This is a genomic window from Paenibacillus sp. sgz302164 (assembly GCF_056120505.1).
Genome location: NZ_JBVYOL010000017.1, coordinates 19,474 through 35,268, shown reverse-complemented (window position 1 = coordinate 35,268; position 15,795 = coordinate 19,474). Strand labels below are relative to the sequence as shown.

At 53.2% G+C, this 15,795-nt stretch carries 13 protein-coding genes; 2 read left to right on the top strand and 11 right to left on the bottom strand.

Translation table 11 applies throughout. The features are described 5' to 3' along the window. The first annotated feature begins 32 nt into the window (after nt 1-32). Nucleotides 33-299: a hypothetical protein gene (locus tag AC0LWT_RS25755; RefSeq protein WP_474684142.1), complete on the top strand. Its 267-nt coding sequence runs from the start codon at nt 33-35 to the stop codon at nt 297-299. Here the strand turns inward: AC0LWT_RS25755 and AC0LWT_RS25750 are convergent. The 8 genes from AC0LWT_RS25750 to AC0LWT_RS25715 all read right to left on the bottom strand — a co-directional run bounded on the left by AC0LWT_RS25750 (nt 283) and on the right by AC0LWT_RS25715 (nt 11,145). Continuing rightward, nucleotides 283-1,536, bottom strand: a complete 1,254-nt coding sequence (locus AC0LWT_RS25750) for a nickel pincer cofactor-dependent isomerase, group 22 (protein WP_474684259.1) — start codon at nt 1,534-1,536, stop codon at nt 283-285. The two genes, AC0LWT_RS25755 and AC0LWT_RS25750, sit on opposite strands and share 17 nt — an antisense overlap. An 8-nt stretch (nt 1,537-1,544) precedes the next feature. Further along, nucleotides 1,545-2,441, bottom strand: a complete 897-nt coding sequence (gene dapA, locus AC0LWT_RS25745) for a 4-hydroxy-tetrahydrodipicolinate synthase (RefSeq protein ID WP_474684141.1) — start codon at nt 2,439-2,441, stop codon at nt 1,545-1,547. Between the two features lie 69 nt (nt 2,442-2,510). Then, nucleotides 2,511-3,776: an MFS transporter gene (locus AC0LWT_RS25740; protein WP_474684140.1), complete on the bottom strand. Its 1,266-nt coding sequence runs from the start codon at nt 3,774-3,776 to the stop codon at nt 2,511-2,513. A 33-nt stretch (nt 3,777-3,809) separates the two neighbouring features. Beyond that, the gene (locus tag AC0LWT_RS25735; protein ID WP_474684139.1) at nt 3,810-4,760 is read right to left on the bottom strand and encodes a phosphoglycerate dehydrogenase; all 951 of its coding nucleotides are present in this window, start codon (nt 4,758-4,760) and stop codon (nt 3,810-3,812) included. Between the two features lie 19 nt (nt 4,761-4,779). Next, the gene (pdxA, locus tag AC0LWT_RS25730) at nt 4,780-5,775 is read right to left on the bottom strand and encodes a 4-hydroxythreonine-4-phosphate dehydrogenase PdxA (RefSeq protein WP_474684138.1); all 996 of its coding nucleotides are present in this window, start codon (nt 5,773-5,775) and stop codon (nt 4,780-4,782) included. After that, complete coding sequence (locus tag AC0LWT_RS25725) at nt 5,772-7,055, bottom strand: four-carbon acid sugar kinase family protein (RefSeq protein ID WP_474684137.1); 1,284 nt, start codon at nt 7,053-7,055, stop codon at nt 5,772-5,774. Before AC0LWT_RS25725 ends, pdxA begins: the two co-directional genes overlap by 4 nt. Before the next feature lie 18 nt (nt 7,056-7,073). After that, on the bottom strand, nt 7,074-8,240 hold the full coding sequence (locus AC0LWT_RS25720; RefSeq protein WP_474684136.1) for an iron-containing alcohol dehydrogenase: 1,167 nt from the start codon (nt 8,238-8,240) through the stop codon (nt 7,074-7,076). A gap of 826 nt (nt 8,241-9,066) precedes the next feature. Further along, on the bottom strand, nt 9,067-11,145 hold the full coding sequence (locus tag AC0LWT_RS25715) for an alpha-glucuronidase family glycosyl hydrolase (protein ID WP_474684135.1): 2,079 nt from the start codon (nt 11,143-11,145) through the stop codon (nt 9,067-9,069). A 325-nt stretch (nt 11,146-11,470) separates the two neighbouring features. Here AC0LWT_RS25715 and AC0LWT_RS25710 point away from each other — a divergent pair, with 325 nt between their 5' ends. After that, nucleotides 11,471-12,382, top strand: coding sequence for a helix-turn-helix domain-containing protein (locus tag AC0LWT_RS25710; protein WP_474684134.1), 912 nt, complete (start codon nt 11,471-11,473; stop codon nt 12,380-12,382). Between the two features lie 59 nt (nt 12,383-12,441). Here the strand turns inward: AC0LWT_RS25710 and AC0LWT_RS25705 are convergent, their stop codons facing one another. The 3 genes from AC0LWT_RS25705 to AC0LWT_RS25695 all read right to left on the bottom strand — a co-directional run bounded on the left by AC0LWT_RS25705 (nt 12,442) and on the right by AC0LWT_RS25695 (nt 15,578). Next, nucleotides 12,442-13,362, bottom strand: a complete 921-nt coding sequence (locus tag AC0LWT_RS25705) for a DMT family transporter (RefSeq protein WP_474684133.1) — start codon at nt 13,360-13,362, stop codon at nt 12,442-12,444. 187 nt (nt 13,363-13,549) lie between these two features. Continuing rightward, the gene (locus AC0LWT_RS25700) at nt 13,550-13,939 is read right to left on the bottom strand and encodes an OsmC family protein (RefSeq protein ID WP_474684132.1); all 390 of its coding nucleotides are present in this window, start codon (nt 13,937-13,939) and stop codon (nt 13,550-13,552) included. Nucleotides 13,940-14,165: 226 nt separating this feature from the next. After that, nucleotides 14,166-15,578 carry an NAD-dependent malic enzyme gene (locus AC0LWT_RS25695; RefSeq protein ID WP_474684131.1) on the bottom strand — a complete coding sequence of 471 codons (1,413 nt, stop codon included), beginning with the start codon at nt 15,576-15,578 and terminating at the stop codon, nt 14,166-14,168. Between the last annotated feature and the right edge of the window lie 217 nt (nt 15,579-15,795).

Genomic DNA, 15,795 nt, shown 5'->3' with positions numbered 1-15,795 from the left:
CAGGCAGGGTCTGCGATCGGCAGGAAATGCCTGTGAAAGTGCAGGCTTTTTCCGGGAAACCGGTTCGTTTTGGCAAAAAGCCTGCGATTGTGCAGGAATTTTTCGATGAAAATGAACCTGAGCCCATATTCGCAGCAAAAAGCCTGCACATTTGCAGGAATTTGTCGTGGCCAGCGTATCCATCGAGCAAAAAGATGTACTTTCGCAGGTTTTCTTTGCGCAGCCAGGCCCCGCCCCCCCACGTATTGAAAAAAAGCGCTGCTCGCGTGCAGCGCCTTTCATTTATGAAAAATGCATGACTGACGGCTCCGTCAATACGTCGACTTCTCTGATGTTCCGCGCGTCGGGCAGCATGCTCTCGGAAATCCAAATATGCTTGAGTTCCAGCGTGTTTTTGATGCGTACCATCCTCACTTGATGCAGGTCCGGGACGTTGCATGTCTTGATCGCCGCCTGCACCGCCATCTGCTCCGTCGGAAGGAACATCGGGACTTTGACCGGCGTCAATACCGTGCTTGTAAAAGCGTTCAAATAGCCCTTCTCCCAATCGATTTGGTCGAACAAGCGCTGCGTGATGATGTCCGCCGGGCCGATACCGAGCGCGTTGCCTTGCGTTTTTTCCGTCAGGCCGAGGATTACGATTCGGCTGATGGCAGGAGCCGTGCTTTTCACATAAGGCGTATTGAAGCGCCCGGTTATATTCGGGTCCATGCCGCTGCCGGATATGTCTTTGCCGATCTCATCGACGATCAGGACGTCGATCGGGTCGAACAACAGCCGCGGCATGAGCGACTTCGCTTCCAGCAGCAGCTCCGGCTCCGTGTATTCGATCCGCTCGGCGGGTACGGCCACGATTTTGGCCGGGCGGTCATACGCATTTTCTACGGAGGCCAAGCCGAACGCGACCGGGAGCTTGGCAAGCGCGATGCGGGCCATCGCGGGAACATGCTCCGCCATGCTGCCGAACCCGTAGGCGTGAGCGGCATCCGCGCCTTTATGCTTGCCGAGGCCGATGGTCACCATCTTCATCAAGCCGCTTTCAATCGGACCGCTGAACGCGGTGTGCGGTTTGATCCGGTTGATGACGATAATTTTATCGGCTTCATAAGCTAGTTTGTCGGTGTACACGGGCAAGCCTTTGGGCAGTCTCCCGACCTCCACGACTTCCATGCTTGAGCGTATCGGCGCTCCCACGGAAGGCTCCGTGACCCCCAATTGCTCCAACACTTCGGCTTGGCCCTCCGCCGTCGCTCCGCCATGGCTGCCCATAGCGGGCACGATGAAAGGAAACGCCCCGGCCGATTTCACGGCACGGACGACTTCCTTGACCAGAATCGGGATATCGGCTACCCCGCGGCTGCCGACTGCGATCGCTACCTGGTCCCCCGGAAGAATGCGTGACATAACGCCTGCCGCTTCAATGGCTTGATGAACAGCCTTTGCCGTATCGTCAAGCTCGGGAGCAAAAAAGTTTTGCTGAACTTTTGCCATTCTCGGAATCGGGATATCCCTCAGCAATTGTTCGACTTTTTTCAGCATAGGCTTTACTCGACAAGCCCTTGTTCGCGGTATGCCTGCACCATCTGCTCCAGTTTTTCCTTAGCCTGGTCCGTAACAAGACCGACCGGCTTGCGCGACGGTCCGGCCGGAACGCCGATCATGTTCAGCACTTCTTTCAAAACAGAGGGAAGCGTTCCGAGACTGAAGGCGCCGCGAAGTTTTCTCAGCACTCTTTGCGCCTCCTCGGCTTTTGCGACTTCGCCTTGTTTCCAGTTTTCGTAAATCGAAACAACTTGCTGCGGGAATACGTTCGCCGTTGAAGCAATGGCGCCATGTCCTCCGGCCAGCAGCGTGGAGAGAATTAAAGAGTCCGTCCCGGCCAAAACGGAAAATTCGCCAGGATCGGTAGCTTCGAGATAAGCCAGAATGTTATCGTAGCTGCCGCTGCTGTCTTTGATGCCGACGATATTCGGGATGCGGGATAGTTGGGCTACGGTCGCAGGCTGCAAGCTGTTCCCGGTCCGCGCCGGGATGTTGTACAGCACAATCGGCAGCGAAGTCGAGCCGGCCAGGCTGACGTAGTGGTCCGACAGCTCTTTTTGCGTAAACGCCAAAAAGTAAGGGGTGATCACGGATACGGCATCGACGCCGATTGCTTCAAATTTGCGGGTCAAAACAATCGTTTCCTCCGTACTGATCCCGCCTGCACCCATATAGACGGGAACCCGGCCTTTTGCTTCTTCAACGACAATCTCCGCAATTCTGATTTTTTCTTCGGAAGTGAGCGAGAAAAACTCGCCGTTCGTCCCCAGAGCGAACAAACCGTGTACGCCCGCATCAATAAAACGGCGGGTCATCTGGCGCAAAGCCGTCTCGTTCAACTTATAGTCCGCCGTAAACGGAGTGACCATGGCGGGAATTATACCTTTTGGAATGAACATTTCAGCATCTCCTTTTTCATTGCATCACATGCAGTAACCGTTATTATGATTTGCAGTTGTTCGCCATTGCTATTGAATCGGTTTTACTTTTCCGAGCAAGAACAAGTAATTGAGAATTCCGATGACGATGAGCGCGGCCGAGAACAGCAGAGCGGGCACGAACGAACCGTAAGCAGCAACGAAAAATCCCGTTATAATCGGCCCCACTACGCCTCCCATATTGGAAACCGTGTTCTGCATGCCGGCAACGATAGAGGTCATGTTCTTCGGCGCAACATCTCCCGGAAGCGCCCAAACCTGGGAAGCGGCTACGGTCGTGCCGGACTTTGCGATGCACAAGAGCACTACGGCCAGCACGGCCGAATGGGCGAACGCGGCAAACCCGATGCAGCAAGCCATCAGCAGGCCGACGATCAGGAACAGCTTTCTTGTCGCCGTCAAAGAGAGCAGCCCTTTGGCATAAATGCGGTCGGACAGCCAACCCGCCACCACTTCCATGACCATGGCGCACAACAATGGAAGCGATGCCATAAAACCCATTTCAATCAGGCCCATGCCTCTTTCTTTGACCAGGTAAGTCGGCAGCCACGTAATGAAGAAATACGAATTGTAGTTGATCATGAAAAATCCGATGCACATCGCCCAAATATTCCGGTATTTGAGCAGCTGGTACCATTTCATCGGACGCTCGGCGCCGTCGCTTTCTTTTGTCGCCTGGCCGTCGCGGATATGTTTCAGTTCCGCCTCGTTTACGCCTTTATGATCTTCCGGCCTCTCTTTAAAATACCACAACCAGACAGCCGCCCATACGATCCCGAGCAAACCGATGATGGCAAACGTCATTTTCCATTGAAACATCGAAATGAGCCAGACGATCAAAGGGATGGCGACAGCACCGCCGAACTTGGAACCGCTGTCAAAAATACCGGCTACCGTCGCCCGCTCCTTATCCGGAAACCATTTGGACGCGATCCCCGCGTTGCTGGGATAAGCCGCCGCTTCGCCGATCCCCAGCGCTACCCGAAAGCCGAAAATCGACTTAAAGCCGGTCGCCAGGCCGGTCACCGCCGTTGCGAGCGACCACCAGATAACGGCGAAGCCGAGCGTTTTCTTTTGCCCGATTTTGTCCGCGACCCATCCGGAAGGAATCTGCAATAAGGCATAAGACCAGAAAAATCCCGATAAAATAAGGCCCATCTGTGCGGCATTCAAACCGAACTCCTTGGTGATATACGGAGCCGCTGCCGAGAGAACAGTGCGGTCGATATAATTGATGGCGATAGCCGCCCACATCAGAAACGCGACTACCCAGCGTACGTTTGATCTTTTATTCATGTTTGCAACTCAACCTCTCCGTATCCGATTGTGTTATAGCCCGTTCATCACATGGTCGGGCCTTTTGTTGTTTACGAGCACTTCAACGATATTTTTGGCGCAGGTCAGGCTTAATGCGTTAATGGCTCCGCTCGTATACCCGGCGATATGAGGCAGCGCGATAAAATTGGGCAAAGCGAACAGTCGGTGCTCCTTCAGCGGCTCTTGCTCGAACACATCCAATGCGGCGCCGGCAATCGCCCCTGTCGTCAACGCTTCGTACAGCGCATCTTCAACGACGATGCCGCCTCTGGACGCGTTGATGAGGTAAGCGCTCTTTTTCATCATGCCAAGCTGGGCTGCGCCGATTAAATGTTTCGTTTGGTCGGTCAGAGCAATGTGAAGCGTGACAAAATCGCTGCCCGCCAAAATTTCCTCCATCGTTACGAATTTAACCCCATGCGCTTGGGCAAAAGCATGATCGGGATAAGGATCGTAAGCCAAAATCTCCATATCGAAGCCGGCCGCTCTGCGGGCAACCTCTTTGCCGATGCTGCCGAGTCCGATAATGCCGACCGTCGCCTGATACACGTCGGAGCCGAATATGCGCGGCCACTCGCCTTTTTTCGTCAAGTCATTGGCAAGCGGAATCTGTCTGGCTAACGACAACATGAGCGCAAAAGTAAAATCGGCTACCGCATGCTTGTTGGCGTTCGGAACGTTCGTCACCCAGACGCCGCCCGCTTTGGCCGCTTCCAGATGAATGTTATCCACACCGACTCCATGCTTGCACACGATCTTCAAGCGCGGAGCGTGCGCAAACACGTTAGGAGTCATTTCGTTAAAAGCGACAATCGCCGCGTCCGCATCCCGGACTGCTTCAATAAACTGCTCCTCTTGAATGTCGGACGGTACGTGGACGACTTGGATGCCGTGCTTTTCCAAATAATGAATCGGCTCCTGCGAATACTTGGCAAAGGACGGTGAAGTAGATACGACTTTCATAACAGGTTGCTCCTTCGCTCTAGTTTTTCGGGGACAAATCGGCAGCCGACCCGATCGCGGCCAGCATGCTTCGCTCATCCGCGATATTTTTCCCGGCAATATCGAATGCGGTGCCGTGGTCGACGGAAGTGCGGATCACGCCGCCTTTTAGGCCCACGGTAATATTGACGCCTTCTTCCAGCCCCAGCACTTTGATCGGGACATGCCCCTGATCGTGATAGCAGGCGACAACGATATCGAAATCTTTGCGGACAGCCCGGAAAAATAAAGTGTCGGCCGGATACGGGCCGCTCGCTTGGATGCCTTCGGCGGCGGCTTGTTCAATAGCGGGAATCAGCTTCTCCTCTTCTTCCCCGTTGCCGAAAAGCCCGTTCTCCCCGGCATGCGGGTTGATGCCGCAAACCGCGATTTTCGGATTCCTATAGCCGGCGCGGCTTAACGTTTCATAAGCGAGCTTGATCACTTTGTAAGTCCGCTCCGGCGTAATGGCCTTAATCGCATCGATCAAGCCTACATGCGTCGTCAAATGAATCACTTTCAGCTTAGGCGAGGAAAGCATCATGGAGTAATCCGCCGTATCCGTAAGATCGGCCAAAATTTCCGTGTGCCCCGGATACAGGTGCCCGCCTTTTTGCAGCGCTTCTTTATTTAAGGGTGCCGTGCAAATCGCATGAATGCGCTTCTCCTTGGCCAGCTCGACCGCTTGCTTCAAATATTGAAAAGCGGCGTCGCCGGCGGCGGGGGATATTTCCCCGAACGACAGATCTTCCGGCAGCAGATTCATATCCAGGCAATCCAACGTGCCCGGGACGAACTTGCCGTCTTCGACCCGGCGGACGGTTTGAAGATTGACTTTCGCCTGTGTAACTTGAATGGCGCGATTCAATATGCCGGCATCCCCGATTACAACCGGACGGCAAATGTCATAAACAGAACGATGGGCTAACGCTTTCACGATGACCTCGGGGCCGATCCCCGCCGCGTCTCCCATCGTAATTCCGATAATGGGCTTCATTCTGATCCTCCTTGAAGTTTGCGGACTGCCTTGACCATAGCCTGCTGCGTACCGAAGCTGCCGGCTTTCGTCACGACAAACACCTCTTCGTCCGTGATAATTTTCCCGAGCGGAATGCCCGGCTCGACCTCGTCCAGCAAATGGAACTCCTGTGCGTGCAGTTGGCGGAACACTTGATGGGCCGTATCTCCGCCCGTTAGAAAAAGATGGCGCAATGCATGCCGCTTCACGAGCGAAACCGCCATCTCCCCCAGCGCCTCCGATACCCTATTGCTGATTTGAACGGGGCTGCAGCCTTGTTCGGCTCCCAATCGCTGCGTCCGTTCCACCTCATTCGAAGAAAACAGCGCAACATGCAGTCCATTGCGAAAAGCGTTCCCGGCTTCCTCCATCACCCGGTTCCGCTCCCGCTCTTTGCCTGCCTCATCTGCAATCACTTGATCCGACCGCATCTCGATTCCGGCAACATCGGCATTCGCCAGCAATTGCCGCAGCTGCTCCCGCCCGACCTTGCTGACGCTGCCGGCGACGAGCAAAACAGGGCTGTCATGCTTGGGCACACTCGCCGCGGAACGCCCGCGCCGCATCCCGTAAGCAAGCGGCAAATAATTCATCAAGCCGGCCGAACCGGCCCATATGACGGAAAACGGAGTCTGCTTCATCCATACGACAAGCGTCTCCAGATCCGACTCCGTAACGGAATCCGCCGTCACGTAGGAGATGTTCCGCTTTTTAAAAGCCAACAGCTTCTCCATAAACTGCGGGTAACCTTGCTTCAAATCGTCATGCGTCAGATGACCGACTTCTCTATGTGTTTGAATTTGCATCAACCGCATAATGTTAGATTCGGTAACGGGCGTTTTCGGGTCTTTGGCCACCTCGGTTTCATGCAGCTTCTTTCCGCCCAAAAGATGAATCCCGTCCTTCACCCGGCGCCCGATTTCCGGATACCCCGGGGCGATGACGACGAAATCCGGTTGAAAAACATCGTATACCGCGTTGATTTCCTGCCCGATATTTCCTCTCATCGTGGAGTCGATCTTCTTGTACACCACATCGAAAGACTCCTTTTTGATCCACTCGCTGACATTCCGCACCCTGCGGTAAGCTTCTTCCCCGGATACGGAACGGCTGTCGGTGTCCAGAATAACCGCTTCTTTCTTGCCCAGGCCTTCGGCCTTGCGGTCCATAACGACCGAAACGTCCATCCCGTACCGCACGAGCTGCCCTCCGCAATCGCTTGCGCCCGTCAAATCGTCTGAAATAACGAATATCCTCATGTTTTCATCACCTTTTAGCTAGACAAGCAATCTGCGATAAATCGTTTCCATATCGGTTAAAGCGAGCGGCTTCGGATTGTTGTTGAGCAGACGCGTTACTTTGGAAGCGGATACGGCCAAGGCCGGCACGTCGTCTTCTTTTACGCCAAAGCTCCTCAAATCTTGCGGAATTTCCAAAACATTCGTCCATTCCACCATTTTCTCGACTACCTTCCCGGCGGCCTGCGCGGCGGAAAGTCCTTGAACGCCGATGCCCATCGGCTCAGCGACCCGGGAAAGCCTGTCCGTAATCGCATCCATGTTGAATTCCATCACATGAGGGAGCAGCATTGAATTGGCGACTCCGTGGGCCACTTTAAATTTGCCGCCAAGCGGGTAAGCCAGCGCATGAACCGCAGCCGTTCCGGCGGCAGTCAGGGCCATTCCTCCGTACATGGAGCCTACGAGCATGTTCTCCCTTGCATCGACGGACGAGCCGTTCCGGTACGCCTCCACGATGCTTGCCGAGATCAGCCGGATCGATTCCAAAGCGAACATGTCGCTGAACGGGTTGGCTTTGTTCGAAATATACGATTCCAGGGCGTGAGTGAAAGCATCCATTCCCGTTGCAGCGGTAATAGGCTTCGGCAAGCTTAACGTCAGCACAGGATCGAGAATGACCAGTTTGGGCAGCAAACGCTTACTTACGATCCCTATCTTCAGCTCCTCGTCAGGCAAAGTCACAATCGCATTCGGCGTTACTTCAGACCCGGTTCCCGAAGTCGTCGGAATCAAAATCGTCGGTATGCCCGGATTTTTCACCAAATCCGTTCCCAGCAGCTCGCGGACCGAATTGTCGTTAGTCGACAGCACGGATAAAATTTTCGCAGCATCCAACACGCTTCCGCCGCCAAAACCTATGAGCGCATCGTAACGCTCGCCGGAAATGCTCCGAAACACTTCTTCAATATTGTCTGCCGTCGGCTCGGGAGCAATTCCCGTATTAATGTCGGCGCTTATTCCTTGAGCGGATAGTCTGCTTACAAGATCGTCAACGAATCCAAACGTTTTCATGGATGGCTGCGTAACGATCAAAACCGATTTTACCGCAGCTCCAAGTGTATGAATATAATCTCCTAAAGATTGAAATGAGTTGCGCCCTGCCACAATTCGCTCTGCAGTTTGAAATTGATACAGCGTATTCATATTCCACCTCCACATCATGTTCCATATTGAAACATTAAATTGAAACAAGGATTGTATAATTGGATTATAATTATAATTGTTTTATTTATCAACATATAAATTTAATAAAAGGAAAAATGAATAATATTGATGCATAATACAATATTTTTGAGGTGAAATCCTGACTCATCCTCGGCAAGAATACTCCCGGACAGAAGCTATCGGCGCGAAAAAAGGCAGCCGCCTCTTTATTTTCTGGCCGCGTGCCTCTCCCGGGGCAGGTCGTGTAACTGCACGACTGGGCAGAAATCAGCTTGCTAGGGAAAAAACCTGCGAAAGTGCAGGTTTTTTCGCTGAAATTGGCTTGTTTTGGCGAAAAGCCTGCGAAAGTGCAGGAATTTTCGCTGAAATTGAGTATAAGTCTATATGTTTGGTGAAAAGCCTGCACTTTTGCAGGAATTGTCCGTGGACAGCGATCAAGGACGCAAATTCATGTATTTTTGCAGGTTTTCTTCGTGCAGGCGGGCAAATTATGGTTATCTCCTCGAACGTGGGGGCTTTTCAATTTATGCGCCGCAGTGTATATACTTCGAAAAATCCCTGCAAGCGGAACAAAGCCAAACCGATTTGCATCGCCCCTACCTTATGCCTCAGCAGGAAGCCTTCACCAAGGTCTATCGAGACGTACAACCGCATTCAGAGGCAAATTGCCGGAATGTTTTTTTGCACGCCGCTTGAACAACAGCACCATGAAGCATGCTGAGTACCAACAAGCATAATTTCCCAAACGACAAAAAACGCCCTCCGGCTTGGCCCTGTAGGCCCCAGCAAGAGAGCGTTGCAATTTCTAGTAAATTTTGCGGCCGTGTACGTCAGCGATACCGCTTTTCCGGTAAAAATACGTGTTGATCATATCGCGCCATTCCTTGGCATGCTCAGCCTGCTCGGCCAGTCGCTCTTCCACCTGCCCGTGCAATCCGTCGGCCACGATTCCCTTCAATGCGCTCCACGATTGCTCCAGCTGTTCCGCCCGCTCCACGCCTTCAAAATGAGTATCGTAAATGTGCTGGATGACCGTTTTGCCGGAATGCAGCACATGCGTGTACGGAACATGGTGGAAAAAGAGCAGAAGCTCATCGGGGCACGACTCCGCGGACTCGTACATTACCGCGTTCGCTCCTTGATATTGTCCGGCATATCCCGTTCCCGTCGCCACCGTCCGGTCGACGCCGATGCCGTGGCAGTCGGCAAAATGGTACGTGCCCCATTTCGAATATTCATAGCCGTCGACATTCGGCCCGTAGTGATGATTCGGGTTGACCATCCAGCCTACGCCGAGCGGCGACGTATAGGATTCGTAAATGCCCCACGAATCCAGCAGCATGGCCGCAATCGTCCGTACCACCCGCTCATCGCCCCCGAACGTCAGCCGAATCCATTCCTCGGCAATCGCTTCGGAAGTCAGATCCGGGTTCCAGGCCAGACGGCCGAAGCCGTACAGGTTGGCCTGCGCCAGTAGATGCCCCGTCCAATTGGCATCGTCTCCGATGTTCGAAACCGCGGCGAAGCCGTTGCAGCGGTTGCCGTACAGCGCACCGCCGGCGATCCGCTTCACCGTAGAGCCTTCGCCTTTGGCGTAAGTTTCAAAATCGAGCACCTCTTTCCACTGCGGAACGAGGTAACAGAGATGCCGCTGTTGTCCCGTGTATTCCTGCGTAATTTGAAATTCCAGCACCTGATTCGTCGCTTCCATCGCGCCGAACAGCGGCGAGACGCCTTCCCGCACCTGGAAATCCATCGGACCGTTCTTCACCTGCAAAATCACGTTATCCTTAAACCGGCCGTCCAGCGGCTTGAAATGATCATAGGCCGCCCTCGCCCGGTCCGTCGAGCGGTCGCGCCAATCCTGCTTGCAGTTGTAAACGAAGCAGCGCCAGATCACAATGCCGCCGTACGGCTCAAGCGCTTCGGCCAGCATGTTCGAGCCGTCCGCATGATCCCGTCCGTAGGTGAACGGGCCGGGCCTGTTCTCGGAGTCGGCTTTGACGAGAAAGCCGCCAAAATCCGGGATCGCCGCGTACACCTCGGCGGCCGTATCCCGCCACCACCGGCGCACATCCGCATCCAGCGGATCGGCTGTGGACAAGCCGCCGATTTCGATCGGGCTGGCGTAGTTGACGCTCAGAAACAGCTTGACGCCGTAAGCCCGGAAAACGCCGGCCAGCTTGGCCACATCAGGAAGATAACGCTCCGTCAGAAACATCGTTTCATACTTATGTACGTTTACATTGTTGATCGCGATCGCATTGATTCCCGTAGAAGCGAGCAATCTGGCATAATCGCGCACACGTTCCAGATCGGATGTAATTTCATTATCGGCGTAAAAAATCGAATTGCCGGCATAACCGCGTTCGATGCTGCCGTCGATATTGTCCCATTGATTGATCATGCGCAGCATGCCGGCCGGTGCTTCCGCGATATCGAGACCGCCGACCGCGCTGCCTGTACCGATCAATCTGAGCGAATGAAACACGCCGTACAGAACGCCCGCCGCGGTCGCCGCCCCAATCGCGATGCAGCTCTCCTCCGCATTCGCCTTGATCGCGAAGCCCTCCGCCCCCGCAGCCGAACGCGCAGCTTCGCTGAAGGTCCGGCCGACAATTTCATTGCCGCCGCCAAAAGTTCCGACGGCGATGCAAGGAGCCCCTTCCGCATGCCCGGCCGCGACGGGACGCTGCCCGAGCATCGACTCGATGCCTTTTATCCATTCCGATACGGCCGTCCGGATCACTTCATCCGTCTCGGTCGCGACAATTTTGCCGAAGCATGCTTCATATCCCCCGCCGGGCCCGTTCTCCGTCAATCGGTTATACCCGAGCCAGCCGTTATAGCCCGTCTCTGCGCCTAACCTCGTTGCTCCACTCATCCTAGTTCCTCCCTCGCTATTACCGCCTGCAGCCTATCCCGAGTTCCCCTTACCCTTTTCTTCCATTTCCCAACATCAAACCGCTCTCGCCTTTTGCCGTTGCCTTCCAAAGCTTTGTACATTCCGGCTGCGCGGGATCGAATCCAATTTGCGCATATTGATCAGCTGCCAGCCCGGATTAACGCCTGGAACCGGCAGATTCCCGTCCATCCTAGCACAGCAACAGGCCGGCTGACCATTGACAAATCGATCAAAAATTTACCCAAATCGGGCGAGTTAGGTTATACTGACTGCATAACGATCAGCAGGCAAAGGAGAACAGCCTATGGCCGCAACATTCACCCCTCCAACATTGGGACAAATTATTCACGACATCGTGCTGCCGGATATCCGGACGACCGTCAACCTGTTCGGCATCCATCTGCGCAGCGTCAGCGGCGAATGGGAGTATCCGGCGCATGAGCATCCGCAGTACGAGATCAACTATTTGCTGGAGGGGCGGCAGCTCATGACCGTCGGCGGGCGTAAACTCGTTCAGGAGGCCGGCGATCTCATCCTGCTTCGTCCGGGGGATGTCCATTCCAGCCGCAGCGTAGATCGGGAGCCTTTTACTTATTTTTGCATTCATTTTGATATCGACGACAAAATATTCCTGTCCCTGCTCAGCCGCATGGAGCAGGTGCTGTTCCCGCGGGACGGCTCCGTGACCGGGCACATCCAGCCTGTGCTATCCAGGCTGATCGACATTACAAGCCGGTCCGGGGAGGCGACGATGGCCCAGCGGATGCGGCTGCATTCCGCGATTTTTGAGCTTTTCGGCATGCTGTGGGAAGCCATTTCCCAGGAAGCCGTCCTCGTGTCTTCCACCGCTTACGAGAAGGTCGAGCTTGCCCATCAAATCCGCAACCGGCTGCAGGCGCTGGTCAGCCAGCATTTCAAGCAAGGGATCGCCGTGGAACAGCATTACGGCATCGACGACATTGCCGCAGGGCTGGGGATCAGCACCTCCCATTGCAACCGCATTTTCCGGCACGTGTTCGGCGTCTCGCCGCGCGCCCATCTGTCCGAGCTGGTGCTGCACGAAGCCAAGCTGCTGCTGTCCAATGCGCGGCTGTCCGTGCAGGACATCGCGTCCATGCTCGGCTACCGGGACATCGCCCACTTCAGCCGCCAATTCAAGCGGTGGTCGGGCTTGTCGCCGAGCGAATACCGGCGGCAGAACCCGCCGGGCAGTTGAACGGCCTGCTTTTGCAGCAGGCCGTTCGATGTCGCATGGCGGCGGTCAACCGCGCCCGATCAAGATTGCCGCGCCGGACGCCCGCCACCCTTCCTTTTCATCGCGCGATTGGTCGCGTACACCCCTGCAACGATCAGCGCAGCGCCTAGCAGATGATACAAATGGAGCGATTCCCCGGTGAATCCCGTCGCGAACAGGGCGCTGAACAAGGGAATCAGATTGAGAAAGCCCGCGCAGCGCTGAGGCCCCGCCAGCTCGATCGCCCGATTCCAGGACGAGAAGGCGATAACCGAGGCGAACAAGCCGATATAGAGCAGACCGATAAGCAGCGACGGCGTCCAAACAATCGGCGAAGCGGCAGCCGCCAGCTCAACCGCAGAAAGCGGAAGCAGCAGCAGCAAGGCGACCGCCACTTGAACAAGCAAAAACGGGCTAGCCGGAAATAAACCAGCCGCTCTTTTCATGCCGACCGAGTAGAGCGCCCAGCACAAAATAGCCAGCATCATCCACAAATCGCCTTTATTGAAAGACAGGCCGATGAGCGCGGCCAGGCTGCCCCGGCCGATAATCCAGAACACCCCCGCCATGGAAACGACGATCCCGGGGATGGCGGACCAGGCGATCTTCTCCTTGAACATCAGACGCGACAGAATGACAACCATAATGGGAGTTGCCGAGTTCATCAAAGAAGCATTGATCGAACCGGTGTACTGTACAGCCACATACGTCAGCGTATTAAAGCCCGCTACCCCTGTCACGGAGAGGAACACGATCATTTTCCAATGGCGAAGAAAGTCGGCTCTCAATCGCCACGCTTCCCTGCCGAACAACGGAAGCAGGCAAACGAAGGCAATGCTCCACCGCAAAGCCGCAAGCGTCAGCGGGGGCATTTGCGTAACCAGCGCCTTGCCGGCGACAAAATTGCCGCCCCAAATGCAAGTTGCCAGAATGAGTAATATGTAGGGCGAATTTCGAAACATTAGCGTCCAGCTCCTTCCACGCAGTAACTTTCATTAGAAAGTATACCGCCCCCGCGCAATATTTGTTAATACCTCAACCACTTCGTTTAGTAAGGCGGCATAAACGAAGTGATGCAGTTAAATGATTCTGACTATTTTTAATGAAACAACATCATTTCACAGAATAAGCAACCACTAGCTCCTTTGTTCAAATAATACTGCTTTCATCAATAAACTCTAGCTGTTTAGATAATGTTTTTTTGACTGGACAGTTCATTACCTTTCTTAATACTACTTCCTTGGTTTCTTTATCGATTGATCCTGAAATGTCAATGTGGTACTTAAATATAGTCTTTGCTTCGTTGCTTCTATCCATTTCAACTTTAACAGTAACTCCGTCGTAAGATACATTCATTGAGTCCAATATTATTCTCGCAGTAATATTTAAACACGAAGCAAAGCCGGATTCTATCAGATCATGTGGTCTAAAATATTTTCCACTCCCCCCTTTCTCTTCGGTAACATCTGAATAAATTTTAGAAGTACCGTTAAAAATCTCAGTAATATAAGTTTCGCTTCCACTTGTTGAGATAACCATTGTATTCCCTCCAATTATAAATTTTTCACTTCATACATCAGGATAACTTTATTATTGCTCTTGCGATGATATAAGTGAAATATATTAAAGCAATTTATTTAATAGTTATTACCTATAAATTATTCTTAATCGAAAAGTAAATGACAAAAGCTAAAGCCGCCCTTATGAATAAGGGATAGCTTTAGCTTCATCTGCCGCCGATTCCTGTCGGGGCTGTTGCACGGTACTACGTATTGGGATTTCTTCGAGCTACGCCTGTTTCGATGGCTGCTTGTATGACTTTCTGGCGGACGGATTCGACGACCTTGTGGTTGAACACGCTCGGAATGATATACTGCTCGTTCAATTCATGCTCTCCAATTATGGAAGCGATTGCCTGCGCAGCGGCGATTTTCATTTCTTCGTTGATTGTCGTCGCCCGGCAATCCAGGGCCCCGCGGAAAATGCCGGGGAAGCAGAGCACATTATTGATCTGGTTCGGATAATCCGACCGTCCGGTCGCCATCACGCGCACATAAGGCGCCGCTTCTTCCGGGCTGATCTCGGGGGTAGGATTCGCCATGGCGAATACGATCGGATCCTTGGCCATCTTTTTAACGTCTTCGACTTTCAGAACACCGGGGCCGGACAATCCGATGAACACGTCGGCTCCTTGAATGGCGTCGGCGAGCGTCCCTTCCGCCAATTCCTCGTTCGTATTCGCCGCGTACCATTCATGTACAGGGTTGGTGTACGTATGATTGCGGTTCAGTATGCCTGTCCGTTCTACGCCAATGATATGCTTCACCCCGGCGCGCTGCAAAATTTTCGTGCAGGCCACCCCTGCGGCGCCGACGCCGGTGAAGACGACCTTGATCTCTTCCATGCTTTTTCCTACGATTTTCAATGCGTTGATCAAACCTGCCAGCAAAACGACAGCCGTGCCGTGCTGATCATCGTGGAATACGGGAATATCCAGTTCCTTCTTCAGTCTTTCTTCGATTTCAAAACAGCGCGGCGAGGAAATATCCTCCAAATTAATGCCGCCAAAAACCGGGGCAATCGCTTTTATTATTTGAATGATTTCTTCGGTATCTTTCGTGTCCAGACATATCGGAAAAGAGTCCAAATCGGCCATTTCCTTGAACAGCATCGCCTTACCTTCCATCACCGGCAGTGCGCCGAGCGGACCGATATCGCCTAATCCGAGAACGGCGGTGCCGTCGGAAATGACCGCAACCGTGTTGCGCTTAATCGTCAGCGAGTACGCCTTCGACGGATCGTGGTGGATCGCCATGCTGACTTTGGCGACGCCCGGCGTGTATACCCGGGACAAATCGTCACGGTTTTTTACCGGAACTTTAAGTTTAGTTTCAATCTTGCCTCCTAGATGAAGCAAAAAGGTCTGATCGGAAACATGCAGCACCTCGATACCCGGATGCGCCTCGAGAGCTTGTACAAGTTGGTTTTGGCGGGAGTCGTCCGAAATATTGATCGTTATATCTCGCACAGTGGAATCCTGCAGCGTTCTGATCATATCCACAGCAATAATCTCTGCGCCCCATTCATTCATCATAGACACAACTTCAAAAAAGGAGACGGCCCGTTCAATTTCCAAACGCAGAATGACGCTTTGACTTCCCTTTGTTTCTACCGACATTGTTAAACCTCCCACAAATAAAAATCCGACATCATATTTGAGATCAACCTGCGCCATCTCATATAATCATTATATTTTTCGCGACATAAATCGCAACATTAAAATATTTATTGCATACTAAATAATATTTTATCACCCATTTAATGTGTGTTATTATTTTACATCTGCATCTCTCGTAAAAACAAAAAAAACCGGCGCCGCCGGTTTTTTTATGAAA